The 26,870-nt window shown below is 43.8% G+C and carries 31 protein-coding genes, 10 tRNA genes and 1 rRNA gene; 8 read left to right on the plus strand and 34 right to left on the minus strand.

Annotated features, from left to right (window positions below; genetic code table 11):
- Positions 1-5: 5 nt before the first annotated feature.
- The 5 genes from ccdA2 to asnA form a co-directional block, all read right to left on the minus strand.
- Positions 6-716: a thiol-disulfide oxidoreductase-associated membrane protein CcdA2 gene (gene ccdA2, locus SM122_RS04505; RefSeq protein ID WP_155168798.1), complete on the minus strand. Its 711-nt coding sequence runs from the start codon at positions 714-716 to the stop codon at positions 6-8.
- Between the two features lie 162 nt (positions 717-878).
- Positions 879-1,958, minus strand: coding sequence for a SepM family pheromone-processing serine protease (locus tag SM122_RS04510; protein ID WP_155168796.1), 1,080 nt, complete (start codon positions 1,956-1,958; stop codon positions 879-881).
- Entirely contained in the window at positions 1,942-2,430 is a 489-nt protein-coding gene (coaD, locus tag SM122_RS04515; RefSeq protein ID WP_155168794.1) for a pantetheine-phosphate adenylyltransferase, read from the minus strand. The genes SM122_RS04510 and coaD overlap by 17 nt, the downstream gene beginning before the upstream one ends.
- Complete coding sequence (gene rsmD, locus SM122_RS04520) at positions 2,420-2,959, minus strand: 16S rRNA (guanine(966)-N(2))-methyltransferase RsmD (protein WP_031575882.1); 540 nt, start codon at positions 2,957-2,959, stop codon at positions 2,420-2,422. The genes coaD and rsmD overlap by 11 nt, the downstream gene beginning before the upstream one ends.
- A gap of 247 nt (positions 2,960-3,206) precedes the next feature.
- The gene (gene asnA / locus SM122_RS04525; protein ID WP_003005888.1) at positions 3,207-4,199 is read right to left on the minus strand and encodes an aspartate--ammonia ligase; all 993 of its coding nucleotides are present in this window, start codon (positions 4,197-4,199) and stop codon (positions 3,207-3,209) included.
- A 160-nt stretch (positions 4,200-4,359) separates the two neighbouring features.
- Here asnA and SM122_RS04530 point away from each other — a divergent pair, with 160 nt between their 5' ends.
- The 4 genes from SM122_RS04530 to SM122_RS04545 are packed head-to-tail and all read left to right on the plus strand — an operon-like array spanning position 4,360 to position 7,103.
- Positions 4,360-5,037, plus strand: coding sequence for a helix-turn-helix domain-containing protein (locus SM122_RS04530; RefSeq protein ID WP_324737840.1), 678 nt, complete (start codon positions 4,360-4,362; stop codon positions 5,035-5,037).
- Positions 5,038-5,039: 2 nt separating this feature from the next.
- The gene (locus SM122_RS04535) at positions 5,040-6,452 is read left to right on the plus strand and encodes a Y-family DNA polymerase (RefSeq protein WP_155167935.1); all 1,413 of its coding nucleotides are present in this window, start codon (positions 5,040-5,042) and stop codon (positions 6,450-6,452) included.
- Positions 6,449-6,820 carry a hypothetical protein gene (locus tag SM122_RS04540; protein WP_155168790.1) on the plus strand — a complete coding sequence of 124 codons (372 nt, stop codon included), beginning with the start codon at positions 6,449-6,451 and terminating at the stop codon, positions 6,818-6,820. Before SM122_RS04535 ends, SM122_RS04540 begins: the two co-directional genes overlap by 4 nt.
- Positions 6,801-7,103 carry a DUF5960 family protein gene (locus tag SM122_RS04545; RefSeq protein WP_049514180.1) on the plus strand — a complete coding sequence of 101 codons (303 nt, stop codon included), beginning with the start codon at positions 6,801-6,803 and terminating at the stop codon, positions 7,101-7,103. Before SM122_RS04540 ends, SM122_RS04545 begins: the two co-directional genes overlap by 20 nt.
- 51 nt (positions 7,104-7,154) lie before the next feature.
- Here SM122_RS04545 and SM122_RS04550 read toward each other — a convergent pair whose 3' ends face one another.
- The 10 genes from SM122_RS04550 to SM122_RS04595 form a co-directional block, all read right to left on the minus strand.
- Positions 7,155-7,871, minus strand: coding sequence for a YebC/PmpR family DNA-binding transcriptional regulator (locus tag SM122_RS04550; protein ID WP_003005873.1), 717 nt, complete (start codon positions 7,869-7,871; stop codon positions 7,155-7,157).
- Between the two features lie 120 nt (positions 7,872-7,991).
- Positions 7,992-9,089, minus strand: a complete 1,098-nt coding sequence (locus SM122_RS04555) for a nucleotidyltransferase (protein WP_155168788.1) — start codon at positions 9,087-9,089, stop codon at positions 7,992-7,994.
- Between the two features lie 6 nt (positions 9,090-9,095).
- Positions 9,096-9,836 (minus strand): class I SAM-dependent DNA methyltransferase, encoded by a 741-nt coding sequence (locus SM122_RS04560; protein ID WP_277754748.1) that lies wholly within the window; start codon positions 9,834-9,836, stop codon positions 9,096-9,098.
- A 444-nt stretch (positions 9,837-10,280) separates the two neighbouring features.
- Positions 10,281-10,634 carry a ribosome silencing factor gene (gene rsfS, locus SM122_RS04565; protein ID WP_155168784.1) on the minus strand — a complete coding sequence of 118 codons (354 nt, stop codon included), beginning with the start codon at positions 10,632-10,634 and terminating at the stop codon, positions 10,281-10,283.
- Between the two features lie 14 nt (positions 10,635-10,648).
- Positions 10,649-11,149 carry a cysteine hydrolase family protein gene (locus SM122_RS04570; protein WP_195326848.1) on the minus strand — a complete coding sequence of 167 codons (501 nt, stop codon included), beginning with the start codon at positions 11,147-11,149 and terminating at the stop codon, positions 10,649-10,651.
- The gene (gene yqeK, locus SM122_RS04575; protein WP_013903187.1) at positions 11,150-11,746 is read right to left on the minus strand and encodes a bis(5'-nucleosyl)-tetraphosphatase (symmetrical) YqeK; all 597 of its coding nucleotides are present in this window, start codon (positions 11,744-11,746) and stop codon (positions 11,150-11,152) included.
- Complete coding sequence (locus SM122_RS04580) at positions 11,743-12,375, minus strand: nicotinate-nucleotide adenylyltransferase (RefSeq protein ID WP_003012335.1); 633 nt, start codon at positions 12,373-12,375, stop codon at positions 11,743-11,745. The genes yqeK and SM122_RS04580 overlap by 4 nt, the downstream gene beginning before the upstream one ends.
- A gap of 21 nt (positions 12,376-12,396) precedes the next feature.
- On the minus strand, positions 12,397-12,708 hold the full coding sequence (gene yhbY, locus SM122_RS04585; protein WP_003005853.1) for a ribosome assembly RNA-binding protein YhbY: 312 nt from the start codon (positions 12,706-12,708) through the stop codon (positions 12,397-12,399).
- Positions 12,709-12,927: 219 nt separating this feature from the next.
- The gene (gene yqeH / locus SM122_RS04590; protein WP_324737841.1) at positions 12,928-14,034 is read right to left on the minus strand and encodes a ribosome biogenesis GTPase YqeH; all 1,107 of its coding nucleotides are present in this window, start codon (positions 14,032-14,034) and stop codon (positions 12,928-12,930) included.
- A 2-nt stretch (positions 14,035-14,036) separates the two neighbouring features.
- Positions 14,037-14,564 (minus strand): YqeG family HAD IIIA-type phosphatase, encoded by a 528-nt coding sequence (locus tag SM122_RS04595; RefSeq protein ID WP_155246332.1) that lies wholly within the window; start codon positions 14,562-14,564, stop codon positions 14,037-14,039.
- A 182-nt stretch (positions 14,565-14,746) separates the two neighbouring features.
- Here SM122_RS04595 and SM122_RS04600 point away from each other — a divergent pair, with 182 nt between their 5' ends.
- Positions 14,747-15,361: a TVP38/TMEM64 family protein gene (locus SM122_RS04600; RefSeq protein WP_049483445.1), complete on the plus strand. Its 615-nt coding sequence runs from the start codon at positions 14,747-14,749 to the stop codon at positions 15,359-15,361.
- Between the two features lie 71 nt (positions 15,362-15,432).
- Here SM122_RS04600 and SM122_RS04605 read toward each other — a convergent pair whose 3' ends face one another.
- The 8 genes from SM122_RS04605 to rlmD all read right to left on the minus strand — a co-directional run bounded on the left by SM122_RS04605 (position 15,433) and on the right by rlmD (position 23,283).
- A complete protein-coding gene (locus tag SM122_RS04605) occupies positions 15,433-18,084 on the minus strand; it encodes a valine--tRNA ligase (RefSeq protein ID WP_155168782.1) in 2,652 nt (883 codons plus the stop codon).
- A gap of 29 nt (positions 18,085-18,113) precedes the next feature.
- On the minus strand, positions 18,114-18,683 hold the full coding sequence (locus SM122_RS04610) for a GNAT family N-acetyltransferase (RefSeq protein ID WP_155168780.1): 570 nt from the start codon (positions 18,681-18,683) through the stop codon (positions 18,114-18,116).
- Positions 18,670-19,248: a flavin reductase family protein gene (locus tag SM122_RS04615; RefSeq protein ID WP_155168778.1), complete on the minus strand. Its 579-nt coding sequence runs from the start codon at positions 19,246-19,248 to the stop codon at positions 18,670-18,672. The genes SM122_RS04610 and SM122_RS04615 overlap by 14 nt, the downstream gene beginning before the upstream one ends.
- Positions 19,249-19,536: 288 nt before the next feature.
- A complete protein-coding gene (locus tag SM122_RS04620) occupies positions 19,537-19,884 on the minus strand; it encodes a helix-hairpin-helix domain-containing protein (protein ID WP_003011968.1) in 348 nt (115 codons plus the stop codon).
- Between the two features lie 180 nt (positions 19,885-20,064).
- Positions 20,065-20,319, minus strand: coding sequence for a DUF1912 family protein (locus tag SM122_RS04625; protein ID WP_013903179.1), 255 nt, complete (start codon positions 20,317-20,319; stop codon positions 20,065-20,067).
- A 2-nt stretch (positions 20,320-20,321) separates the two neighbouring features.
- A complete protein-coding gene (locus tag SM122_RS04630) occupies positions 20,322-21,665 on the minus strand; it encodes a DUF438 domain-containing protein (RefSeq protein ID WP_155168776.1) in 1,344 nt (447 codons plus the stop codon).
- Positions 21,662-21,898, minus strand: coding sequence for a DUF1858 domain-containing protein (locus SM122_RS04635; RefSeq protein ID WP_003014300.1), 237 nt, complete (start codon positions 21,896-21,898; stop codon positions 21,662-21,664). Before SM122_RS04635 ends, SM122_RS04630 begins: the two co-directional genes overlap by 4 nt.
- A gap of 32 nt (positions 21,899-21,930) precedes the next feature.
- The gene (rlmD, locus tag SM122_RS04640) at positions 21,931-23,283 is read right to left on the minus strand and encodes a 23S rRNA (uracil(1939)-C(5))-methyltransferase RlmD (RefSeq protein ID WP_049485510.1); all 1,353 of its coding nucleotides are present in this window, start codon (positions 23,281-23,283) and stop codon (positions 21,931-21,933) included.
- Positions 23,284-23,338: 55 nt separating this feature from the next.
- On the opposite strand from rlmD, the gene SM122_RS04645 reads away from it, so the two are divergent.
- From SM122_RS04645 to ntdP, 3 genes are all read left to right on the plus strand, one after another.
- Positions 23,339-24,115, plus strand: coding sequence for an aminoglycoside 3'-phosphotransferase (locus tag SM122_RS04645; RefSeq protein WP_049485509.1), 777 nt, complete (start codon positions 23,339-23,341; stop codon positions 24,113-24,115).
- 10 nt (positions 24,116-24,125) lie between these two features.
- On the plus strand, positions 24,126-24,908 hold the full coding sequence (gene recX / locus SM122_RS04650; RefSeq protein WP_155168774.1) for a recombination regulator RecX: 783 nt from the start codon (positions 24,126-24,128) through the stop codon (positions 24,906-24,908).
- 109 nt (positions 24,909-25,017) lie between these two features.
- Positions 25,018-25,551, plus strand: coding sequence for a nucleoside tri-diphosphate phosphatase (gene ntdP / locus SM122_RS04655; RefSeq protein ID WP_003005798.1), 534 nt, complete (start codon positions 25,018-25,020; stop codon positions 25,549-25,551).
- 98 nt (positions 25,552-25,649) lie between these two features.
- On the opposite strand, the gene SM122_RS04660 is transcribed toward ntdP, so the two are convergent.
- From SM122_RS04660 to rrf, 11 genes are all read right to left on the minus strand, one after another.
- Positions 25,650-25,723, minus strand: a tRNA-Pro gene (locus tag SM122_RS04660).
- 19 nt (positions 25,724-25,742) lie between these two features.
- Positions 25,743-25,816, minus strand: a tRNA-Arg gene (locus SM122_RS04665).
- 36 nt (positions 25,817-25,852) lie between these two features.
- Positions 25,853-25,926 (minus strand) — tRNA-Arg (locus SM122_RS04670).
- A 19-nt stretch (positions 25,927-25,945) separates the two neighbouring features.
- Positions 25,946-26,031 (minus strand) — tRNA-Leu (locus SM122_RS04675).
- A gap of 7 nt (positions 26,032-26,038) precedes the next feature.
- Positions 26,039-26,110 (minus strand) — tRNA-Gly (locus SM122_RS04680).
- A 23-nt stretch (positions 26,111-26,133) separates the two neighbouring features.
- Positions 26,134-26,206: transfer RNA gene (locus tag SM122_RS04685), tRNA-Thr, on the minus strand.
- Between the two features lie 17 nt (positions 26,207-26,223).
- Positions 26,224-26,305 (minus strand) — tRNA-Leu (locus SM122_RS04690).
- Between the two features lie 6 nt (positions 26,306-26,311).
- A tRNA-Lys gene (locus SM122_RS04695) sits at positions 26,312-26,384 on the minus strand.
- A 24-nt stretch (positions 26,385-26,408) separates the two neighbouring features.
- Positions 26,409-26,481 (minus strand) — tRNA-Asp (locus SM122_RS04700).
- 2 nt (positions 26,482-26,483) lie between these two features.
- Positions 26,484-26,556, minus strand: a tRNA-Val gene (locus SM122_RS04705).
- Between the two features lie 133 nt (positions 26,557-26,689).
- Positions 26,690-26,805, minus strand: a 5S ribosomal RNA gene (gene rrf / locus SM122_RS04710).
- Positions 26,806-26,870 lie beyond the last annotated feature (65 nt).

A 26,870-nucleotide genomic window follows, 5' to 3' on the forward strand; every position in this document is an offset into this window, starting at 1 on the left:
CAAGATTAGTGAAACAGGGATGCGAGGCTATTAAGATTTCCTAGCATCAGCAAGATGCCCATCAAGATGATGAGGGCACCACCAATTTTTTTCAAGGTTCCCATATGGGGCTTGAGTTTAGCAAAATGTTGTAGAACCCAGCTAGAAGCCAAGGCCAAAAGCAAGAAAGGCAGAGCCAAGCCTAATGTATATACCAGCATCAGGAGAGCGCCTTGCAATGCACCATCTCCTCCAGAAGCTGCAATGGCTAAAACAGAGCTCAAAACTGGTCCGACACAAGGGGTCCAACCAAAACTGAAGGTGACCCCTATCAGAAAAGCATTGAAGAATTCATTGCGTTTTTCATCCTTCTTCAGTTGGATACTCTTTTGTTTTTGGAGTTGTCTCAGATTGATCACTTCCATTTGGTGAATCCCTAGTAAGATCACAATCCCTCCTAGCAGATAGCGAAACCATGGAGCATAAAGCACCTGCCCAAGGGCCCCTGCACCGTATCCTAGAATCAGGAAAACAGTTGATAGACCTGCGATAAAACAAAGAGTCTTCACCAAGCCATACCAAGAAATATCTCTTCCAAAAATCCGAACGGTTTTCACACGTTCAGAATCCAATAGAATCCCTACATAGACTGGCATCAGTGGCAAAATACATGGGGAGAAAAAGGATAGAACTCCCGCTAAGAATACTGAAATGGAAAACAAACTGGTTTGAATCATTTCACTACCTCCCTTTCTTTCTGATACCAGTATAAAGAAAAAATCCCTCTAAAAATAGAGAGATTGATAAGCAAAAACTTGAATTTGATTAGAAGGTGAATCTTCCTATCTGCCAACTCTACCTCGTACTTTCAAGTACGAGACTGATCTAACAAGATACTTCTACTTCTTCAGATAATCAATGGCGTCTTGAAGGGTTTTGACGGGCACAATTTTCATCTTCGAATGAATTTGTTTTGCTGCATCTTTAGCGGTTTCGTAGTTTGATTTAGCCTTGGGATTGGCTTTCTTTTCTTCTTTGGAAACAGGGTTATTAGGGGCAAAGAAAATTTCTGCTCCTTCTTTATCTGCTGCAACGACTTTCTTGTCAATCCCACCGATATCGCCAACCGTTCCATCTTGGTTAATGGTTCCTGTCCCAGCAATATGGCGTCCCTGACGAAGGTCCGGTTCTGCCACTTGAGTGTAGATGGCTAGGCTAAACATCATACCGGCACTTGGGCCACCGATGCCAGCTGTCGCAAACTGGACAGGAACATCGCCTTTGGCTTCAGTTCGGTCGATCAGGCTAATCCCAATTCCGTTTTTCCCATTGGTCAATTTGATGATCTTCCCATCTGCGGTCTTGGTTTGTCCATCCTCTATATAGGTCACCGAAACAGGGGCGCCAATTTTTTGAGAACCAACATAGTCAATCAATTCTTTGGAACTCTTAAAGGTCTTGCCATTCACACCAGTGACGGTATCCGCAATGTTCAAGACTCCTTTAAAGGTCGAGTCATCTGCCACTTGCATGACATAAACACCTAGAAAGTCCATCTGGGTTTCTTTCCCAGCTGTCTTTAACCCTTGGTAGATGGCCATATTTTGAGAGGTTTCCATATAGAATTGGTTAATCCGCGTAAATTCTTGGCTCGAACTACCACCTGTCATATCCTTGGCAGAGTAGATATCTGTAAAAGGTGTCGCCCAAGCATAGATCAAATCAGCCGGGGTCGCTTCTTTCACTGCTACGGTTACAAAATCATAGGATCCTGACTTGGTATCTATTTTTCCATCCACTGTCATGACGGATCGAATATCTTCTGCCGTTCCCGGCATCTCAATATAATAGGGAAGGCGAATCACAAAAGCAGCTAGCAAGAGAAGCAAGAAAAGAACTCCTGCAATCGGCCATCGGTATTCTTTCAACCGTCCTTTTTTCTTTTTAGTAGTCAAGCTTGGTTTATTCGCTTGTGTCATCTTTGATTTCCTCCATTACACTCTTTGGTACATAAGGTGAGATATCCTGCTGAAAAGCCAGCAACTCTCGAATACGGGTTGAACTAATGGCCTGGTAAGGAGGCTGGGCATAGAGATAAACCGTCTCCAATTCAGGCGCCAACTGGTGATTAAAATAATCCATATTGGCTTCGTATACCAGATCCTGTGCATTGCGCAAGCCCCGGATCAAGGTGACCACGCCAAGATTGCGCGCCACTGTCACAGCCAACTTTTGAGTCGACGTCACAATTTCAACATTTTCCAAATGAGCCAAGGCCCCTTTCACCATGCGCACACGCTGCTCAATGGAAAAGAGTCCGACTTTTTCCGAATTATAAAAAATTCCGACATAGACACGGTCAAACAAGCGACTAGCTCGCTCGATCAATTGCACATGCCCAATGGTAATCGGATCAAACGATCCTGTAAACAATCCACTTCTATCTGACATATACTGTTACCTTACTAATTCCATAGATTTTTTCTTTCCAGATTCCCACTTGTCCGATTTCCTCAGGAAGTTCTACGTGTTTATCGGTTTCGCACACAATCATGATCTCCTCTGACAAGAGTTGACGCTCGCACAAGGTTTCGATATCGCGAACAATCTCTTCCTTAGCATACGGAGGGTCTAAGAACACCAAATCAAAGGTGCCCGTTAAAAGCCCTAAGGCTTGCTTGGCCTCCATTTTTAGCAGTTGAAACCGTTCCTTTTCCTTGGTCATGGCAATATTGGCTGCTACAATCTCCTGCGCTCTACGATCTCTTTCCACTAGAACGGCCTCTGACATGCCTCGAGAAACTGCTTCGATAGAGAGCCCACCGCTTCCTGCATAGAGATCTAGCACTCTTCCACCATCAAAGTAAGGACCAATCATATTGAACATGGCCCCTCTGACCTTATCAGAAGTCGGCCTGGTTGTTTTTCCTTCAAGTGTTTTGAGGGGACGTCCCCCATAGGTTCCAGATACTATTTTCATAGGGACCATTATACCAAAAAAAATCAGAAAATTGCGATTTGATATGGTCAAGCGACAACTAAAAGAGGCTGGGACAAAAGTCCTAGCCTCTCAATTATTTTTGGATTGTCGAGTAAGACGCAGTGGTTGAGTGGGCTCTACTACGCTGATTTCATCAGCTTTTACACCCCTACTCAACTGTGCGGAGGTGGGACGACGAAATCGAATTCTAACGAATTACCGATTTCTGTCCCACTCTCTTTCTTCCTTATAGGATATTTTCATATTCATCGCGGACAGATTGAGGCCAGACACTGGTTTGGACTTCACCGATATGTTTCTTACGAAGCAAGAACATAGCCAAACGAGATTGCCCAATCCCTCCACCAATCGTGAGTGGGAAGAGACCATTTAACAAAGCCTTGTGCCACTCTAATTGGAGACGATCCTCGTCCCCTGTGATCGCAACTTGACGGCGAAGCGTATCTTCATCGACACGGATCCCCATTGAAGACAGCTCAAAGGCTGAACCTAGAACGTCATTCCAGACGAGGATATCACCATTCAAGCCCTTGTAGCCATTTTCAGACTCTGTTGTCCAGTCATCGTAGTCAGGTGCACGTCCATCGTGTGGTTTGCCATCTGCAAGCTCTCCACCAATCCCGATCAAGAAAACGGCTCCGAATTCTTTGGCAATGGCATTTTCACGCTCTTTTGGAGTTAAATCTGGATAGCGTTCCACCAATTCTTCTGTGTGAACGAAGGTAATTTGTTTTGGAAGAACTGACTCAATATCATAGCGCGCTTCTACTGCTAGTTCTGTTAAACGAATCGCCTTGTAGATTTTTTCAACCGTTTCTTTGAGGTAGGCGATATTGCGTTGACCATTTGGGATGACTTTTTCCCAGTCCCATTGGTCTACATAAACAGAGTGGATAGCGTCTAGCGAATCTTCATCTGGACGAAGAGCCTTCATATGGACAAAGAGACCTTCTCCTTCGCCAAAACCAAAACGTGCCAAAGTATGGCGTTTCCATTTTGCGAGTGAATGCACGACTTCATAAGTCTCATCAGGAATTTGAAGGACCTTGACAGATACCGGATGTTCAATCCCAGAAAGGTTATCCTGCATCCCGTCTCCGACCTTGCTCAAAATTGGTCCTTGGACTTCAATGATGTCCAATTTATCTTTTAAATATTGTGTGAAAGTCGTTTTAACAAACGAAATTTCTTTTTGTTGATGGATAAAACTTTTTTTCATATAATTCCTCGTTGTTAGAAGTTGTAAAACTGATTATACTCCTTTTTCATTCAAAATCCAAGCCTTTTCATTCGTTTTCAACTGAATTTTTCTCTTGCAAAAAGGATTCATTTTTGATAAACTATATGTAACTTTTAAAACGTTACATAGGAGAAGCAACATGTTTGATGCAAAAAAACTAAAAGAAAGACGCCTGGAAAAAGGCTTGACCCAAGCAGATGTCTACGAGGATCTCAAGATTTCTCGCAAGACTTACTCCAGTTGGGAGAATGGCTTGGCGGAGCCACACGAAAAAAATCTCAGGAGGTTGGCCAAGCGCCTCTCCGTTAAAGAGGACTACTTTATTAACAAAGACTCCGCACTCTACACCTACCCTTTATTAACCCCACCTCATCAAAAGAAAGTCGACCAGTTGGCCAGCCAGTTATTGGAACAGCAGCAAAAAGTTGTTTCCTTGACTGCTTATAAGGTTCTTTCGATTGAGCTAGCAGCCGGTTTAGGACACACCTTTTATGACAACGAAACGGACTATGAAACTGTCTATTTTGATCAAGAGATCCAGCACGATTTCGCTTCTTGGGTATCCGGAGATTCGATGGAACCTCTCTATCTCAATGGCTCTGTTGCCCTCATGAAGCAGACTGGTTTTGACTATGATGGTGCTGTCTACGCCCTCATCTGGAATGGAAAAACCTACATCAAGAAAGTCTATCGGGAGGCTGAAGGCTTGCGCTTAGAATCCATCAACCCTGACTACGATGATTTATTTGCTCCCTATGAAGACGAGCCCAAAATTGTCGGCATTGTGGTCGGGCATTTTCTTCCACTTGAGGTGTAAATATGCTATTTGATTATTCACGTGAGCCTCATTCTGATATTGCTTTTGTGGATATGAAAAGTTTTTATGCCAGTTGTGAATGTGTCCGTCTGGGGCTCAACCCCTTGACGACTTCCCTTTGCGTCATGAGTCGAAGCGACAATTCTGCTGGCCTGATTTTGGCGAGCTCTCCCGTTTTTAAACAAGTCTTTGGCAAGAAAAATGTCAGCCGTAGCTACGACCTACCTTTTGATCTCAAGACTAGAAAATTTAATAGCTACGTGGCCAAAAAGCAAGGATTGCCAACGGATCCATCCTTTGTTTCCTACATTGAATCCTGGGCCAAGAGGACCCTGATTGTCCCTCCACGGATGAATGCTTACATTCAGGTCAATATGGAAATTCAGAAGGTCTTTCAGGAATTTGCGGCACCAGATGATATTTTCCCTTACTCGATTGACGAAGGCTTTATCGATCTGACCTCTTCCTTAAATTATTTTATTCCAGATCCCTCCCTCTCTCGAAAGGAGAAACTGGATCTCCTTTCTGCCAGAATCCAAAAAAGGATCTGGCAGGAAACTGGGATCTACTCTACCATCGGCCTCAGCAATGCCAATCCCCTTCTTGCCAAGCTAGCCTTGGACAATGAAGCTAAGCATTGCCGAAATATGCGCTCCAATTGGTCTTATGAAGATGTAGAAAGTAAGGTCTGGAAACTGCCCCAGCTCACTGATTTTTGGGGCATTGGACGTCGGACTGAAAAGCGATTGCAAAAGATCGGGATCACGTCGATTAAAGAACTGGCCCAGGCTCATCCAGATCTCTTAAAGAAAGAATTTGGAGTCATGGGCCTTCAACTTTGGTTCCATGCTCATGGCATTGATGAAAGCAATGTCCACAAGCCTTATCGTCCGAAATCACGAGGCATTGGCAACTCTCAAATCTTGCCCTATGACTACCATCTACAAACCGACATTGAACTGGTGTTTCGGGAGATGGCTGAACAGGTGGCTATTCGCTTGCGACGGAAAAAAAAGAAGACCCAGCTGGTCTCCATTCATGCCTCCTACTCCAAAATCGAGGGGCTTCCGTCCATTCACTGCCAGCAAAAGATTGAGCCTACCCAATCCACCAAGGTTTTATCCGATACGGTTCTGCGGCTCTTTCGCTCCAAGTACGAAGGAGGCGCCATTCGGCAGATCGGCGTTTTTTATGGAGAACTTGTCGAGGAGTCTCTTCAACTCTTTTCTCTCTTTGATGATCCAGTAGCCCTGGAAAAAGAGGAGAAACTTCAGCAGACCATTGACCGCATTCGGGATCAATTTGGCTTTACCTCTCTTCAGAAAGGCTCCTCACTACTAGAAAACTCACGCGCCATTGCTCGCAGTAAACTAACAGGCGGACATTCCGCAGGAGGCTTAGATGGATTAACATGATCGACCGTTCTTATCTCCCTTATCAATCCGCACGCGAATTTCAAGACCGTGGCATGGCCAAATGGGCCGGCTTCTTTTTATCTGAGCACACAACCGCCCTGCATACTAAAGAAATCGACCGCAGTCAGCTTACGATTCTTCCTCTTTCTGAGCAGATCCAGCTCCTCGAGCAGGCCTTCCAACAACAAACGACGATCTCGATCACGACTCTAGAGGGGAATCAATTTGCAACCTACACAGGTTCGATTCACACCTTATCTGCTTCTGAGCTTCTTCTCAAAAGCGATGGTCACTACCACCGGCTCCTTCTGACCTCTATCATTTTTATTGAAGCTGAGGAAACACCGTATGAAACCTATTCAGACTAAACACGAATTACAATTTGATTATTTTTCAGAGAATTACCACCAATTTGAGACAGACTTTTACAAGTGGGCGGCTACTTCTACGCCACTTGTCTTTTTAGAAGACGATATCCTCCACTCTATGGCAGCAGGCCAGCGAAATTATTTTCGTCTCCACCACACCAAAAGTCGGGATCATCGAGACCATTATTTCTATTTTAAGGTTTCCACACTCTCCCAATCACCCCTGACCCGTATTTACGCTTATACAGGACATTTCTTACAAAAAAAGGATAGCTTTATCTGAGAAGCTATCCTTTTATTTAATTTTTAATTTCACTACAGTCCGTACGAGTGATTAGAATCCATCTACGTTGGTGTAGATTTTTTGTACGTCTTCATCGTCTTCAAGAACGCTATAAAGTTTTTCAAATGTTTCCAAATCTTCACCTGACAACTCAACTTCTGATTGAGGAATCATTTCCAATTCTGTTACTTGGAATTCTTCGACACCTGATTCACGCAAAGCAACGATCGCTTTGTGAAGATCAGTTGGAGCAGTGTAGACTGTGATCGTTCCTTCTTCTGCTTCGACATCATCTACATCAACATCTGCTTCAAGCAAAAGCTCAAAGATGGCATCGGCATCATCACCAGCAAAGACGATAACTCCCTTGTTGTCAAAGAGGTAAGATACAGAACCTGAAGCTCCCATGTTCCCACCGTTTTTACCGAAAGCAGCACGGACATTGGCAGCTGTACGGTTAACGTTTGAAGTCAAGGTATCAACGATCAACATCGAACCATTTGGTCCAAATCCTTCGTAACGTCCTTCTGTAAAGGTTTCGTCAGTGTTTCCTTTTGCCTTATCGATCGCTTTATCAATCACGTGTTTTGGCACTTGCGCTTGTTTCGCACGGTCAATAACGAATCTCAAAGCAGTATTTAGTTCTGGATCTGGTTCACCCTTTTTAGCAGCTACATAGATCTCCACACCAAATTTGGCATATACTTTTGAGTTGGCACCATCTTTGGCAGTTTTTTTGGCAACAATATTGGCCCATTTACGTCCCATGAGGATTCTCCTTAAATTTTTTCAAATTATTTTCAATCTTTTATATTATATCACAAATCACAAGACTTGGAAGAGTTTTTTGCGTATCCTTCCAATTGGAGTTGCTCGGCTATTCACCTCTTATTGATCTTCCACCCTCACAGGCACCCGGCCCCAGATCTGCTCTGGCAATTGGGGATGGCCTAGTTGATACACCTGATCCGCTTGTTGGGTCAAAGCATCCCAAGGTTCCTTACCAATTCGGGTCACCAAGTCCACTTGACCTTTTAGTGATTTGAGGTGAGCTTGTCCTTTTTCAGTGAAACCCAAGACATGGAGAGCGGTCGGCAAGATTTCTTCTCTCGCACCTACTAAAATATAAGTCAAAATGCGGCGGACACGCGCCTTGGTATAGCGCTTGGTTGCGACTTTCTCCACCAAGTCTTCCACAGAGCTAGCACTTCGAACCGCATCCTTTATCCGATTGGCCAGCTCTTCATTGACCTGAAATATCCGTGTCAGCTCCGGATGGGTTAGGATTTGATAACGGAGCAGTTGGTCATAATCCTCCCAAGACACCTGAGAAGACGTCTGAAAGAGCTGGCTATTGGGCATAAATTTGTCAACAAAGTCCTGATCTGCCTTGTGCAGGCGTAGACTAGTGGCAGAAGCATAGGCCACCTCTTTTTCTTCTGAATGGTAGCCTGCTCCCTGGCGCTGGACGGACTTGAGCGCAATTCCCTTCCCAGCACAAGCCTTGGCATAGGCCAAACCCAGGATATGATTGGGAGTATCTCCTGTGAACTCCACTCCAGCAAAGGTTTCCCACATTTTTTGGGTCTTCTGTGGATAGGATAAATCGTCCGGAAGGCTTCGCAAGAAAGCTTCCATTTCCACTTCTTTCTCAGAGTAAATAGTTGCAATCGCTTGGTAGTCTAAGACCTCTTCTGTCCCAAAGGTCAATTGGTCGATTCCCAGACGGGACAAGATCTCCACCGCTCCCTTGGCAAAATGATCCGCCGACTGAACAGCTACGAGAAAGGGTAGCTCGACCACCAGGTCTGCTCCATTTTCCAAAGCCATCTGCGCCCGTGTCCACTTGTCTACAATGGCAGGCTCGCCACGTTGAACAAAATTCCCAGACATAGCCACAATCTTCAGCCCCTCTGCCTGTTTCAGCAGGTACTTGTGCCCATTGTGAAAAGGATTAAATTCTGCAATAATACCTGTAACTGTCATGCTGTCCTACTTCTGTGCTACAAAAAACCATCGTTTGCTGGTCTTTGTTGGCTCCTTATCTTCAAAGTCCGCGTACAATTTGAAAGATTTAAAGCCAGCCTGCTCCAGCAAAATGTCATAGGTTAAAACTTCATAGGTGCGCTCCTCATGGACTTCATCGTGCCGACTAAAGCTGCCATCCTCTTCTTGGACAAAGAAAGTCAGCTCGTGGACGATCGAGTGAGGGGCCGCATCCTCATAGGTATCCCAGAGCATGGCAAAGTCTTCTGCATTTTCATGGTAAGAATAGCCCGGAAAAACCTCATCCGTCTGGTAGGTCGAATGGACATCAAAAATAAAGATACCATCTTCATTAAGAGTGTTATAGACTTCTTTGAAGACATCTCCCACTTCCACCTCGTCCTGCATATAGCAGATAGAATCAGAGTAGCAGGTCACAAAATCGTAGGTACCCGCTTGAGACAGGTCCAGCATATTGCCCTCGATAAAATCAATCTTTTGCTTGGCTGAAGCCGCTCTTTTTTCAGCAATCTTCAGCATGTCAGCACTCAAGTCTAATCCTGTTACGTCAAAGCCAGCTTGGGAAAAGCGGACAGACTGAATCCCTGTCCCACAAGCCAATTCCAGCAATTTTTTCTTATCTTTTGTCTTTGGGAGATGGCGGAGGGAAAAATCCGTCCACAAATCATACAGACTGTCATCCATAACCGCATCATAGACCGCTGCAAACGTTTCATAAGTCGCCATATTCATGATACCAAGTCCGCCCATAATCCGATAGAAAATTAGGGGAGTGAGACAGAACGAGTTTTCTTAGAAAATTCGTTCGTTGTCTCACCCCCGCAAGGCTGATTAGGTACTCTTCCGACCTTAAAAAGCGAATGAAGAGTCCAATCAGCTACTGCGTCAAACAATAAATTTTTTAGTTAATAATTTGACATAGCCCTATCTATTTTCCGAGGATTACAGGACGGGTTCAAATCCTTTCTAAGATACAAAGAGCCTTAAAAGCATAGAGAAAATAGGGAACTTTCTGCCCTATCCTCAGATACAAAGGAAGTTACTCTTTTTTCACAGCTTTTAGCTCGTGTTCAATTATCAAATTAACCAAACACGAGGCCCTATCCTTTCTTTCCATAGAATTTCAATTTAACCAACAAAACTCAGTTGCTACCAACTGAGTTTACCTGCTTATGCTAGGGCTGCTGAAAGATCGACAGCACTTGCTTCGTGCCAAAGCTTTTCTAGGTTATAGTGGGCACGCATTTCTTCTGAGAAGACATGAACCACTACACCACCTAAGTCAAGAAGGACCCAACCTCCAGCTGAATCACCTTCGACGTGGCTGGCATTGCCACCAGCTTCAACGACCTTCTCGCAAATATTTTCAGCGATCGCCTCCAACTGGCGGCTGTTCATAGAACTTGCGATGACAAAGTAGTCTGTCACGCTGGTCAAGCTTTGAACATCCAAAGCCACAATGTCTTCTGCACGCTTTTCATCTGCTGCTTTGACAACTAATTCAAGTAGTTCTTTTTCTTTCATGTAATTCTCTTTCCTTAAAAAATTGATTTGTAATCTAAGACATCCGCAAAACGTTCTGCCCAAATATTTTCATAAAATTCATTAAGCGTTCCTGCCGGAATATCCTCTCCATCAAAGGTTGTGACAGCTCCTTCTGGAATGACCAGCTTGTAGCCGTATTCAAACCCGACTTTGACGGATGTATCGACACAATATTCTGTCTGCATACCACACAGGACCAGTTGTTCAATCCCTTGTTGATCCAAGTATTCTTTTAATCCTGTCTCTTTAAACATGCTATTGTATCGCTTCTGAAACACCTTTTCATTCTCCTGTCTATTCAACAGGGGCGATAACTGCCAATCTTCTGAAGTTAAAGCCTCTGGCGTTTCAATATGCTGTATGTAGATGATTTCAATCTGCTGTTTTCTAGCCCGATCTTGCAAATAAGCAATCTTCTCTAAGAGTTTTTCTGTCTCAAAACCTGTTTCCACGAGAATATTTTGAACATCAATAATGATTAAAGCTGTTTTCACTCACTGCTCCTCTTTCAAATACTTCACAAAGGCATTGTAGGTTTCAAGGGTTTGGGGATAAATCGGCAATCCTTGGTGGGCTAGGTGTTCGACTGTGCGAGCCGTCTCATAGGCCACGGCACGATCCAAGGAGACTTGCGCAATGTCGCGCGCCTGATCTACCCCTGGAAAGGCCCGGTTGTGCTCAATGTAATCAGCCACATAGACAATCTTGTCTAAGGTTGACATCTGTCCACTCCCCACGGTGTGAATCTCAATACTGCGAAGAATGGCTGGATCTGTCAGCCCCAGATCTTCTTGGATCTTGTATATCCCGACCATCCCATGCCAGACATTGTTGCCCCAGTTTTTTAATGCTGGATCTAGCTCATAGCGATCAATCAAGTCTAGAAATTCCTGATCTGATAATTTCTTGGCGTAGTCATGTAAGAGACCTGCTAGGCCAGCCTGCTCTTCATCAGCCCCATAGCGTTTGGCCAAGTCACGCGCAGCCTTCTCAACCCCTAAACAGTGAGTAAGCCGCTTTTCTGGCAGGATTTGACGCATTTTTTCAAGCAAGACCTCACGAGAAAAGCCTAGATAGTTTTCATAGGTCATTGATACAATCCTTCTTTCTTGATGTAGTCCAAGACTGGTTTTGGCAACATAAAATTCGGCGTCCGGCCTTTGGCTACAAAATCACGCACCATACTAGAGGAGATGTCCATTAGAGGAACATCCACCCAGATCACCGGATAAGAAGTCCCTGCCTTATAGCGTGGTCGCTGGACCCCGACAAATTGCACAATCTCCACCAATTCATCGATGCGGTGCCATTTTGGTAAATAATCTACCATATCTGCACCAATAATGAAGTAATAATCTGTGTCTGGATCGCGTTCATTGAGCAATAGCATGGTGTCGTAGGTATAGGAAATCCCTTTCCGCTCGAGTTCAATCGTCTCGATTTCCAGACCTTCAATACCTTCAATGGCTAATTCCAGCATCTTAAGGCGATGGTGCTCTGCAATCGTCCCCTTGGCATCGACATGCGGTGGCTCATATTCAGGCATCAAGAGCACCTTATCTAACCCTAATTGTTGGCGCACTTGATCCGCAACGACCAAATGGGCATTGTGGACCGGATTGAAATTCCCTCCCAAAATACCAACTTGTTTGCGTTTCTTGTCTTTGATCTCTGGCTCTAACTCTACCTTGGTAAAGGGAGTCAATAGTTCAATTGCCATAGGTTTGCTCTCCTCGATGTCCTAAATTTCTTTTACCTTCGCTGAAATTTTACGATTTTCTTTTTTGCTCGATTGTTTGAACAAGATGAGAATCCGACCAATCTTTTGGACCGTTTCCACACCGATTTCTTCTTCCAAGATTTCTGCTACTTCATGGATATTCTCATCCGTATTTTGAAGAAGAGTCACCTTGATCAATTCGCGCGCATCTAGCGCTTGGCGCACACTGGTTTTGATTTGGTCATTGAGCCCATTCTTCCCGATTTGGATAATGGGTTTGAGGCTGTGGGCTTGGCTATTGAGGAAAGCCCGTTGTTTGGATGTTAATGTCATGCTTTTTTCATTGTTTCTTTTTTGATACTTTTCTGATGTGGTGGCGGTCGTCAGCGACCTCCTAGCGGAGTTCCATGACTTAAATTTGAGCCTAAAGTCTCAAATTTTCCGCGCCTAAGTAGTAAAATATCTACTTAGGCTTTCACCACAGCGAAAAGTATCCTTTCTAGGCTCGTTGCATTCGCCCAGTCTATAAAGAAACTATTTCCTTTCAAATTTTTAAATAATAGCTTTGCGGGTAACGACGGCAACGCCTTCTGGTGCCCAGACGGCTACTTTGGCTTCTCCATTGACGCGGATCCAGCCGAGTCCTGAGATGACCAGGTCTGTCTTATCCTTGATGGTAAACTCATGAGAAACCAAGGACGGGAATTCTTCTTTTTCCTTGCTATTAGGGGGTGTTAATAGACCACCGACATGCTTGTCATAAAAGGCGGTCGCTCCTTCTAGCTTGGTTCGGTGAAGCTTGAGTTCGTTGTCAAAGAAGGCGGTGAAACCTTGCTTTTCTCCCTTAATAAAGTCAAAACGTCCCAAGCCACCCAAGAAGAGGGTTTGCTCTGGATTGAGCTGATAGGTCTTGGGCTTGATTTCCTTTTTAGGGCTGACATACTTGAGGTTTTTCGCCGTCAAGTAGTGAGCCATCTGGTGGCGATGGATAATCCCCGGTGTATCGTAGATGTAGGATCCATCGTCCAGTGGGATTTCAATCTTGTCCAGTGTCGTCCCTGGGAAGCGAGAGGTCGTGATGACATCCTTGTCTCCAGTGATTTCTTGGATAATCGCATTGATGAGGGTTGATTTTCCAACGTTGGTCACACCTACCACATAGACATCACGGCCCTTGCGGTACTGTTCGATCTTTTCCATCAAGTCCTTGATAGCACTCTTGTTTTGGGCAGAGGTGAGGACCACATCGACAGGACGCATCCCTTCTTCGTGAGCCCGCTCCATCAACCAATGAGTTACCTTGCTGTCCTTGACAGATTTGGGCAATATATCTTTTTTGTTCCCGACCAAGAGGACATCATTTCCTGATACAAAGCGCGGTAGGCCAGGGATAACGGATCCATTAAAGTCAAAAATATCCACTACATTGACCACTAGTGCGTCACTATCCCCTACTTCGTGAAGGAGTTTTAGGAAATCATCATCTGTCAGATGCACATCTGTGATTTCATTATAGTGACGGAGACGAAAACAGCGTTGGCAATAGACTTCGCCTGTTTCCAAGCCCTTTTCAAGAGCTGATTGGGGAGTATAGCCTAGCCCCTCTTTGTTTTCTGTCTGAATGGACGCTCCACAGCCAATACAGAATAATTCTTCCATTCTTAAATTCCTTTTTTGTATACAATCGGACCATATTTTTCGGCCATTTGCTTCATAACACGGCGTTCACGCGCCCGGTTGATCTGCGTCTTGATCGAGTCATGCTCGACCAAAGGCTTGACCAAAATCGAACGAATGCCTGCACGATGGGCAGCCCGGATATCCGTCATCAGTTGATCCCCGACCATGACCACTTCATTTTTCTCATAGTGGAAACGTTTGAGGGCCCGATCAATCCCAAAAGTAAAGGGCTTGAGCGACCAGGCTTCATAGTCAATATCAAATTGCTCAACAGCGCGCTTGACCCGTTTGGGACTATTATTAGACACCACGATAACACGAATCCCTCCATCACGAAGGTCATGCAACCACTGGCGCATTTCAGGAGTCCCATCCGGATTATTCCAAGCAATCAAGGTATTATCCAAATCCACAAGGACCGCCTTGATACCCTGTTTTTTCAAGTCTGTAACGGTGAGATCATAGGCTGCTTCCACCGCAAAATCTGGTTTGTAATTTTCGATTGACACGTTTTTCTCCATTTTTTATACTCCTTTCATTGTAGCATAAAAAGGCCCATTTTGCACCCGCTTCACGACTAAAACAGCGACAGACTCCGATCAGGTCGCTTTCACTACTCAAAAAATAGACAAAATCCTTACAAACTTCCAAAAACATGGTATAGTAGAAGAAAAAGAACTCGGAATTTTTTATGAAACAAACAAGCTTAAAAGAGGTCTCTCCTCTTCTCCAGCGCATCATCAATTGGTCATCCATTATTGGGGCCCTCGCAACCTTGGCCTTTTGTATCTGGGCCTACTTTTCTGGCATCCTTCAATCCAAAGAAACCTTGTCAGCTTTTATTCTCCAAGCAGGCATCTTTGGACCACCTCTCTTTATCTTTCTTCAGATCCTTCAAACAGTGGTCCCTATTATTCCTGGCGCCCTGACATCTGTCGCTGGTGTCTTTATCTATGGCCACATCATTGGTACCATCTACAACTACATCGGAATCGTCATTGGCTGTGCCATTATCTTCCACCTAGCCAGAATGTACGGGCCTAAGTTCGTCCAATCTATGGTCAGTCAGAAGACCTACGACAAGTACATTGGCTGGCTCAATGAAGGCAAGCGGTTCGATCGCTTCTTTATCTTCATGATGATCTGGCCCATTAGTCCCGCTGACTTCATCTGTATGCTGGCAGGTCTGACGAAGATGACCTTCAAACGCTACATGACTATCATCATCCTCTGCAAGCCTATCACCCTCGTTATCTACACCTATGGCCTGACCTATATCATCGATTATTTCTGGAAAATGGTCTAAAAATAGGTTACTTAAACTTTTTCTCTTACAGAATCATACAAAAAACACGGCATACCGCCGTGTTTCTGTGTTTATTTAACGAGTTTCTTCATCTCATCAATACGTGCGACAGTCGCATCGTACTTCGCTTGGTAGTCGGCTTGTTTGTCGCGTTCTTTTTGGACGACTTCTGGTTTGGCATTGGCTACGAAGCGTTCGTTAGAGAGCTTCTTACCGACCATATCCAGTTCTTTTTGCCATTTGGCCAATTCTTTTTCAAGACGAGCCAATTCTTCTTCGACATTGAGAAGGTCAGCAAGTGGCAAGTAGATTTCTGCACCTGTGATGATGCTTGACATAACCAAATCAGGTACCTCTACATCTGCTGCAATTTCCAAGTGTTCTGGATTTGTGAAGCGTTTGATGTAGTTGACGTTATCATTGAAGAAGGCATCAAGCTTGCTGTCGCTTGTCTTGATCAAGATAGTGATTGGTTTGCTTGGAGCTACGTTCACTTCTGCACGTGAGTTACGAACGGAGCGAATCACATCTTTAAGAGCTTCAACGCCGGCTGCTGCTTCTTCGTTTTCAAATTCTGGACGAACCACTGGGTATTCCGCAGTCACGATCGTTCCTTCAGAGATTTGACCATAGATTTCCTCAGTCACGAATGGCATGATTGGGTGAAGGAGACGCAAGATTTGATCCAAGGTGTAAAGAAGAACAGAACGAGTGATGACTTTTTCGTCCTCATTGTCACTGTATAGCACTTCCTTAGTCAACTCAACATACCAGTCCGCAAACTCATCCCAGATGAAGTTGTAAAGGATGTGACCAGCCACACCGAATTCGAACTTGTCAAAGTTTTCAGTGACCTTACTGATCGTTTCGTTGAGGTTGTGGAGAATCCAACGATCTGTAACGTTTCCTGCTTGACCAGCAGCCACTTTAGCTACATTTTCACGTGCCGCATCCAAGGTCAACCCTTCATTGTTCATGAGAATGTAACGTGAAATGTTCCAAATCTTGTTAATGAAGTTCCATGACGCATCCATTTTCTCGTAAGAGAAACGCACGTCTTGACCTGGTGCAGAACCGTTTGAAAGGAACCAACGAAGGGCATCGGCACCGTATTTCTCGATAACATCCATTGGGTCGATACCGTTACCAAGAGATTTCGACATCTTGCGTCCTTGCTCGTCACGAATGAGACCGTGGATAAGGACATTTTGGAACGGCTGACGGCCAGTGAATTCCAATGATTGGAAAATCATACGAGATACCCAGAAGAAGATAATGTCGTAACCTGTTACCAAGGTTGATGTTGGGAAGTAACGTTTGAAGTCTTCTGAGTCGACATCCGGCCAGCCCATAGTTGAGAATGGCCAGAGGGCAGAACTGAACCAAGTATCTAAAACGTCTTCATCCTGTTTCCATCCGTCACCTTCTGGAGCTTCTTCGCCAACGTACATTTCACCCTCAGCATTGTACCAAGCAGGGATTTGGTGACCCCACCAGAGCTGACGAGAAATAACCCAATCGTGGACATTTTCCATCCATTGAAGGAAGGTATCGTTGAAACGAGGTGGGTAGAATTCTACTTTGTCGTCTGTATCTTGGTTTGCGATAGCATTTTTAGCCAATTGGTCCATCTTCACGAACCATTGCGTAGACAAGCGTGGCTCAACCATAACTCCAGTACGCTCTGAGTGACCAACTGAGTGGGTCATATTCTCAATCTTAACAAGCGCACCGATTTCTTCTAACTTCTTGATAACAGCCTTACGAGCTTCAAAGCGGTCCATGCCGTTGAATTCACCAGCCAATTCATTCATGGTACCATCATCGTTCATAACGTTCACTTGCGGAAGATTATGACGTTGACCAACCAAGAAGTCATTCGGGTCGTGGGCAGGAGTGATTTTCACCACACCAGTACCAAATTCAGGGTCTGCGTGCTCATCGCCAACGATTGGGATTGGCTTGTTCAAGATTGGCAAGATAACATTTTGACCAATCAAGTCTTTATAACGGTCATCATTTGGGTTAACCGCTACGGCTGTATCCCCAAACATGGTTTCAGGGCGTGTTGTTGCTACTTCAAGGGCACGTGAACCGTCTTCCAACATGTAGTTCATGTGGTAGAAGGCACCTTCCACATCCTTGTGAATAACCTCGATATCAGAAAGGGCTGTACGAGCTTTTGGATCCCAGTTGATAATAAATTCACCACGGTAAATCCAGCCCTTCTTGTAAAGCTCTACAAAGACCTTACGAACGGCTTTTGATAGACCTTCGTCAAGGGTGAAACGCTCACGAGAGTAATCTACAGAGAGCCCCATCTTGCCCCATTGTTCCTTGATAGTCGTCGCATATTCGTCTTTCCATTCCCAGACTTTCTCAAGGAATTTTTCACGACCCAGGTCATAACGAGAGATGCCATCTTCAGCCAATCGCGCTTCTACTTTAGCTTGAGTGGCAATCCCAGCATGGTCCATCCCTGGAAGCCAAAGCGTATCAAAACCTTGCATGCGTTTTTGACGGATGATGATATCCTGTAAAGTCGTATCCCAAGCGTGACCAAGGTGAAGTTTCCCAGTTACGTTTGGTGGTGGAATCACGATTGAGTAAGGCTTAGCCTTTTGATCTCCAGAAGGCTTGAAAACATCTTCGTCAAGCCATTTTTGGTAACGACCAGCCTCAACCTCGGCTGGATTGTATTTAGGTGAAAGTTCTTTAGACATGTGTGTGTCCTTTCTAGTTATTTCTATTTTTAATGTTGATCTTGAGTTTCCCACTCACTCTTCAGCAAGCCATATCTCAAATCATCACAGCGGTTGCCTTGAGCATCTTTGCGGTCTCTTATGCGAGCTTCGAGGGTAAAACCAAGTTTCTCAGCGACGCGTTGACTTTGGATATTGTAGCCAAAGCAAGACAATTCTACCTTATGAAGCCCCAGTTCTTTAAAAGCCAGATCAATCAAAGCACGCGCTGCTTCTGGCACATAGCCTCGACCCCAATAGTCTGGGTGTAAGGTATAGCCAAGTTCTAGAACATCGTCTTCGTGGCGATGGTTGAAATCAACAGAACCGATTACTTTATCGGTCCCTTTGACCACAATTCCATAGCCTGCTGGGAGATTGTCCTTTTCATTGCGCTCAGGAAGGATATGTTCTAGGTAATAAATCTCGTCTTCCAAGGTCTTGACGGGTGGAAAGCCTGCTGGGTAAGAAACCTCTGGAAGACTAGCGTAAGCATAGATGTCCTCTGCATCAGCCACTGTTCGGACTCGTAAGACCAGACGCTCCGTTTCGATTTTATCTGGCGACTCAGCTCTTGTCATTCTTCTTCCTCGCTTTCTTCATAAAGCTTCCCATGGGATCGACTCGGTCATCTAGATAACGATAAACGCGCTGATGGCCGTCCCCCATAAAGTAAGTCGGCGCAAAACGGTCATTTTTAAAATGCCCCTTGTCATCTAAGAGCTCTGGATCGGCCAGTCGTTCGAGAATCTTAGCAAAGATATGGCAGATGCCATCTTCCTCGATAATCCGATCTACCTGGCAATCCAAAACGACTGGACAAGCCTCCAAAATTGGGGCCTGAGTCTGCTCAGAAATCTCGTAGTCCAGCCCTAGGTGTTTCAATTTCTCCCGATGGCTAATAAAGCCAGCTTGCTCCATCTCAAGCATGAGATGTTCATCAGGGATGTTGACAGTGAACTGTCGATAATGCTTAATCTGGTCTGCCGCATTTTCCTCAGCACCAACACCGATGACCAGCCAATCTCCCAGACTATAAGAGGAACTGCAGGTTGTGATATTGTGCTCAAAGTTCTGGTCCTGATACCCCAAGATGAAGATCGGAAAACCATAGTAGAGTTTACTGGTGTTAAAAGATTGTTTCATGACAACCTCCTTTGGCTAGGGGTGTAAAAGAAAAATCGTCCCTGTCATTAATCTGACAGGGACGAATGTGTTGATCCGCGGTACCACCCAAATTCGGGCAAAGCCCGCATCTCTCGTCTTTAAAACAAAAAGACATTATTATTTCATTTTCATCCATTAGCAACCAGTTTTGACACATTTGTGGACTTCTCAGCACCGCCACTTTCTGTAAAATGTGGGATTCAAAACACCTCTAATAGGTTCATTTTAGCAAGTTTTCCTTGAAATAGCAAGAAATCACAAAAACAATTATTTAAATTTAACGCCTAGTTCTTTCAATTTCTTGATCGTAGCTGGACCGATTCCTTTAAGGGCCAACAACTCTTTTTCTGTCCAGTTTGCGAAGTCCGCAACAGAGCGAATACCTTCATCATAGAATGTTTGCGCACGATCAAGTGCCACACCTTCCAAACTTGCAGCAAATTCTTCCACTGAAGAAGCCGCTTGTTTCACTTCTTTCGCCACTGCTTTTGTAGCTTTCTCAACCTTTTTAGGTGCTTCTTTCACAGCTGCAGTTACAGTTGCGACAGCTTTTTTCAAAAGATGTCTATTTTGATGTTTGTATTGTTTCGCACGGTTTACGTTCTTCTTTGCCATTTTTCCTCCTAAATTCAGTGATCAATCCCTAAGGCAACAAGGTTTCATCACCATTATTCCATTCAATAATCCGTTGATGTCATTTCAACTTTTTTATTGTAACACAATCCCCTAAAAAATCAAGTCATTGCTCGATTTTCAGGTAAATCTAGCTAGTAAAACGCCTTCAATAATCACCTTCTAGTATTTTCTTTCACCAAAGAGGCCATCTGGTAAATCATGAAATCCTTTTCCAGCATGGAAATTTTCAAACTTCCCTTGCAAAAACTGATACGCATCCAAACGGCTTTCATAGCGAATCATAGCAATTTTAGCTCGCTCATCCTGATCTTCATCAAAAACCTTCTTACTTTCTTCGAGAGCCATTTCATTGATCATGACTTGAGTCTTGATCCACTCCTCAAACTCTTTCATAAACTCTGTTTCGTAACTCATCTTTACTCCATTCCTCTATAAAAATCCGTATCGATCTCCCGATAAGGTTGAATGTCCTGAACATATTCCAAGACTCCTTGAAACTCTCCAGCTTCATCACGCACGGCTGCATAGGTGACATGGACAAATTTCCCACGCGATTCTGATTTGAACCACATTTCATACTTGTCTTTTTTCCCTTCACGAAGCCCTTGCATGATGGCTTTGACCTTCTCCAAATATTTCGGTGGGTGACACAGCTCAACATTGCGTCCTACCTGCGATGGCGTCCTCTTAAAAATCATTTCCTCAAAAGGCGCAGCATCATTGTAATATTGGAAAATATCATCCTTATTGACAAAGGTGATCTCCATTGGTAACTGGTTCAAGATTAAATTCGCTTGCTCCACCGATAGAAAGCCATGGCCAAAAGCCTGTGGCTGCTTGCGATCGAAGCTCTCTTCTTTTTTCTTAGGCGTGAAGGTAATCGTCAACTGCCCCTCAGGAGTCTCAATGACCTGACGTTGCTCATCGCCTTTTGAAGAAGGAAGCTCAGTTGAACCCTCTGACTCTTTCGAAGCTTCCTCCTTGAAGTCAACACGTTTCGGCACCCATTTCTCACTTGGGAGAATAATGGCATAACCATAGGCATCACTTTCTTCTGCAATGGAGAGCCAGTCATCCTGAGTAAAGGCCTCCAGCAAAATCATCAAGAGGATCGACTCTTCCTTGAAGATCATGGCCTCAAACTCTTGCGCAAAGGCTTCAAAGAGCTCTTTGACTTCTAAGATGCCAGAATTCGGCAGTTCCTTGGCAGTGTCCAAAACTTTCGCAAAGAGGTCCCGAATCTGGTCATCTACTCCCCACATCACTTTTGGTGGGGAATCATGCCCATATTTTTCCATAATCGGAAACATCAACTCTTCCTTGCGTCGGTAATGCCGGTCAAATTGACCCACCAAGCCCAGCTGACGTAACAAGCCCTTATGAATTTCCTGAATCATCTCAGGATCATCGGTTGTCTCATAATTGTCTAGCAAACGACGTACCCGCATCATAGCCGCACGAAGGGCTAAGTTCTCCTGTTTAAAGATTTGAACAGGATGGCCAGGGTGGTCGGTATCTGCTACTTCGACCCCTTGAACCGCATTCTTAAAGAGATTGGCATGGACATCACAAAGCTCCATAACATCTTCAAAAGTCACACCTGCATCTGAATTCATCAGTTCATGCTCCATAAGAGAGATCTCAATCGCAGACACCCCTGCAAAAGTCGCATCAAACCGTTCCTGAACCGATTCAGGGGAAGCTCCATGATGAAGCTCTAATAAGATATCTCTTAAGACGTGAATTCGTTCATCACTCATTGGTCTAGCCCCACTACTTCATAGCCATTAGCCTCTAGTGTTCGCACAATCTTCTCCATAGGAGTACCTTCTAATTTTGATCCTTGTTTCAAAGAAACCTTGCGCCCAACTGTATTGCGCATGATAGGATTGGCTAAGGGTTTAAAGCCCAACTCCACCAACAAATCCAATACTTCCGGATGTTGATCAATGACTTGAGCCACTGGAATCGATACATCAATAACATTGTCCATTTTCCTATTTCCTTCACTCATTCTGTTCATTTTCACTTCTTCACTAATTTCACAACTGCTTCTGTCCTTGCAGTATGGGGGAACATGTCCACTGATTGAATGTATTCAACCTGATAAACCTTTGTCAAAGCCACTAAATCCCGTGCCAAAGTAGAGACATTACAAGAGACATAGACCATCTTTTCAGGTGCATAGTGCAACAAGGTCTCGATTAATTTTGTACCCAAGCCCGTACGAGGTGGATCCACGATCACAGCATTAGCCCGATAGCCTTCTTGGTACCAGCGAGGAATGATCTCTTCTGCTGTACCAGCCTCATAGTGGGTATTCTCAAATCCCATCCGCTTAGCATTGTATTTGGCATCTTCAATTGCTTCAGGAATAATATCCATCCCCCGAACACTTTTCACTCTATTAGCAAAAGCAAACCCAATCGTTCCAACCCCACAGTAGGCATCAATCAGGTGATCTTCTGGAGAAACATCTAGAGCCTTAACAGCCTCACTATACAATACCTCAGTTTGTTCCGGATTCAACTGGTAAAAGGCTCGAGGAGAAAGGGAGAATTCGTAATCCAAAACACCTTCCAAAATAGCCTCTTCTCCCCAAATAATCTGCGTTTGTTCCCCATAAATCTCACTGGAGCGAGACGTATTTTTATTAACGGCAACTGTGACAATCTCAGGATGTTTCGTGACCAAGTCTTCCACCAAATTCTTTACGTTAATCTGACGACTAGTGACCACAATGATCTGAACTTGACCAGACTTCCGCGCCCGTCGAACCATCATGGTTTTGACCCCCAGTTCTTTACGCTCATCAGCAATCGGAATCTGATAATAGGTCAATAAATCCGCTAGATCGTTAGCGATAGCTTGAATAACCGGATCTTGAACCAAACAATCTTTTAATTCCACCAAATAATGTGAATTTTGAGCATAAAGCCCCGCCTTCACCTGGCCCTTGAATTTCCTTGTTTGAAATTGCAATTTTGCCCGATAGTAAAGAGGCTCCTGCATTCCAATTGTCGGCCGAATATCATACTGTTCAAATCCTTCAGGTGAGAACTTCTTCAAGGCCTGTTGCAATAAATCTGTCTTAAACTCCAGCTGCTTGTCATACTTCAAATGCATGATTTGACAGCCACCACAGGTCTCATAGATATCACACATGGGCGTCACACGAAACTTAGAGGCCTTATTCACAGATAGGAGTTTGGCTTCCGCAAAATTTTTCTTGACACTTGTAATTTGGCAGAAGATATCTTCTCCCTTCAAAGCACCAGGCACAAAGACAAGTGTTTTTTTATAAAAGCCAATTCCTTCTCCGTTAATCCCCATACGCTTGATTTTTAATGGAATTTTTTGTTTAACTTTAAGACTCATAAGTCTATTATACCACGTAGTTTCTCAATGTTTAAGAATATGTTACAATAAAACCATGAATACAAAGATATCTCATTTTTCCCCATTGGATTTTCCTGAGCAATTACGAACTTATATAGAGGGAACAACTCTTTCTGACAGCTCTTCTCATTCAGGCGCAACGGTTCTCTATCTTGATTCAGGTTACTATTTGAAAATAGATCAAAAGGGAAGATTAGAGCGAGAAGCTAGAATTGCAAGTTTGTTTGAACAAGAGGGAATAGGAACTCCAGTCATCCACTATCTATCTACAGATAAAGACTACCTCCTGACTAAAGAGGCTATTGGTCATGATACTCTCGCTTTTTTAGACCAGCCAGAAAAAATCTGCCGAACCATGGCCGAAGCTCTTAAAAAACTTCACAGCTTTTATCCGCAAAATTTTCCATCAGAAAATCATTTACAGGCCTATAAAGACAGAGCCTTAAAAAACTATGAAAAAGGTGAGTTCTATGCCAAGGCTCTCCTACCCCAATTCCGGATTAGCAGTCGTGAAGAGGCCTTCCAGCTCATTCGAGAACAAGGGCACCTTTTAAAGACAGATGCCTTTATTCACGGGGATGCCTGTCTACCGAACCTTATTCTAAAAGATGCTGACCACTTCTCTTGCTTTATTGACCTTGGCTTAGCTGATTTCAGTGACCGACATATCGATCTCTTTTGGGCAGTTTGGTCCCTCAACTATAACCTACATGACCCGAAATACGCTGAACTATTTCTTGACTATTATGGGAGAGAACAGGTCGATATAAATAAACTTCGACTCGTTGCTGCCTTTGAAGCGTTTGGATAAAAGGAAAACCATGAAAATCACAAAACTAGAAAAGAAAAAACGTCTCTACCTGCTAGAACTTGATAGCGACCAAACCTGCTATATTACAGAGGATACCATTGTTCACTTTATGTTGACCAAGGATAAGGAAATTAGTCCTCAAGAGTTTACAGAAATTCAAACCTTTGCACAATTTTCCTACGGAAAAAACTTGGCGCTCTACCACTTATCCTTCAAGGCCCGTACTGAAAAAGAAGTCAGAGACTATTTAGTTAAACATGAGATTGATGAGAAAATCATACCACAAGTCATCCAAGCCCTAAAAGAAGACAAGTGGTTAGATGATCGTCAATATGCAAGAAACTTGATAGAGGCCAACCTTCTCAGTGGCGATAAGGGCCCTCTCTTATTACAACAAAAAATTCAACAAAAAGGGATCCCAAAATCTATCCTTCAAGAAATACTTACAGACTATGATTTTTCAGAAGTGATCGACCGTACCGCAATAAAACTCCTAAAAAAATACCAAGGTAAATATCCGTTAAAAGCCATTGAAACGAAAATCATCCAAGCACTCATTTCAAAAGGCTTTGCTTACAACCATGCAAAGATAGCATTCCAAAATCTTGAACTAGAAGCAGATGAAAAAACAACCAATGAGCTCGTTCTAAAAGAGTTAGAAAAACAATACCGTAAATACAGTAAAAAATATGAAGGCTATGACCTCAAACAACGCTTGACTCAAGCACTGGCCAGAAAAGGCCACGACTATTCTGATATAAAATCAGCCATCAGGGACTTCTTAGATGAATAATTCTATCTTAAACAATCAATTTGGAAATATAATAGAAAAATAAGAAAAAATTTGAAAAAATATGATACAATATAGAGGATATACTTAGATTGTAGAAAGTTGGTAAGTTATGAAACTACCTAAAGAAGGCGACTTTATTACAATTCAAAGTTATAAACATGATGGCAGTTTACACCGAACATGGCGTGACACCATGGTATTAAAGATAACCGAAAATGCAATTATTGGAGTAAATGATCATACACTTGTTACTGAAAGTGATGGTAGACGTTGGATTACACGTGAACCAGCGATCGTATATTTCCATAAAAAATATTGGTTTAACATCATCGCCATGATCCGTGACAATGGTGTGTCTTACTACTGTAACCTAGCAAGTCCATTTCACATTGACCAAGAAGCCTTAAAATATATCGACTATGATCTCGATGTCAAGGTCTTTACCAATGGTGAAAAAAAATTGTTAGATGTGGAAGAATACGAGCAGCATAAAGAAAAAATGCACTATTCAGATGACATCGATTTTATTTTAAAGGAAAATGTTAAGGTTCTAGTAGATTGGATAAACCAAAACAAAGGTCCCTTTTCTGAGGAATATATCAAAATTTGGTATAACCGTTATGTTGAACTGCGAAATAAATAAAGTTGGAAAGAGCGAAAGCTCTTTTTTCTTGTAATCCAATAAGATAATCACCTACAAAAAAAGCCTAATGACAATCATTAGACTTTTTCAATACACTATCGGGAAGACAGGATTCGAACCTGCGACACCTTGGTCCCAAACCAAGTACTCTACCAAGCTGAGCTACTTCCCGATCTAAAGCTACCGCTTTATGCACCCTAGAGGAGTCGAACCTCTAACCGCCTGATTCGTAGTCAGGTACTCTATCCAGTTGAGCTAAGGGTGCTCTTTCTTATTCTATTCTTACATAGTCTCACGACCATGCACCCTAGAGGAGTCGAACCTCTAACCGCCTGATTCGTAGTCAGGTACTCTATCCAGTTGAGCTAAGGGTGCTTCTTTCAACCTTTGTCTATGCCGAGGACCGGAATCGAACCGGTACGATCGTTACCAATCGCAGGATTTTAAGTCCTGTGCGTCTGCCAGTTCCGCCACCCCGGCCTCCTCAAGCGAACGACGGGATTCGAACCCGCGACCCCCACCTTGGCAAGGTGGTGTTCTACCACTGAACTACGTTCGCATCACTTTCTTTATATAAAAAAATGCCGGCTACATGACTTGAACACGCGACCCTCTGATTACAAATCAGATGCTCTACCAACTGAGCTAAGCCGGCTCATTATTATTCTTCTATGCGGGTTAAGGGACTTGAACCCCCACGCCGTAAAGCGCCAGATCCTAAATCTGGTGCGTCTGCCAATTCCGCCAAACCCGCAAAATATGACCCGTACTGGGCTCGAACCAGTGACCCATTGATTAAAAGTCAATTGCTCTACCAACTGAGCTAACGAGTCTTAAAATAATTTTCATTATCTTAACGGTCCCGACGGGAATCGAACCCGCGATCTTCGCCGTGACAGGGCGACGTGATAACCGCTACACTACGGGACCTATGGGAGTTAACGGGATCGAACCGCTGACCCTCTGCTTGTAAGGCAGATGCTCTCCCAGCTGAGCTAAACTCCCAGATGGTCGTTTAACTCAGCCAACGGTGAGAAACTACGTTTCTCTTATCCGCCGATTGGAATCTCGAATACCTCTCGATTCCAACTAAGCTAAACTCCCAAATGAGCCTAGAATTAACTAGGCTCAATCTCTTGCTAAGCGACTACCTTATCTCACAGGGGGCAACCCCCAACTACTTCCGGCGTTCTAGGGCTTAACTGCTGTGTTCGGCATGGGTACAGGTGTATCTCCTAGGCTATCGTCACTTAACTCTGAATGCTTAAACATTCAAAATTGAATATCTATATTCTAACAAGTTAAACTCACGTTGTCAA

The organism is Streptococcus gingivalis, from assembly GCF_035544715.1.
GTDB classification, from domain to species: domain Bacteria; phylum Bacillota; class Bacilli; order Lactobacillales; family Streptococcaceae; genus Streptococcus; species Streptococcus gingivalis.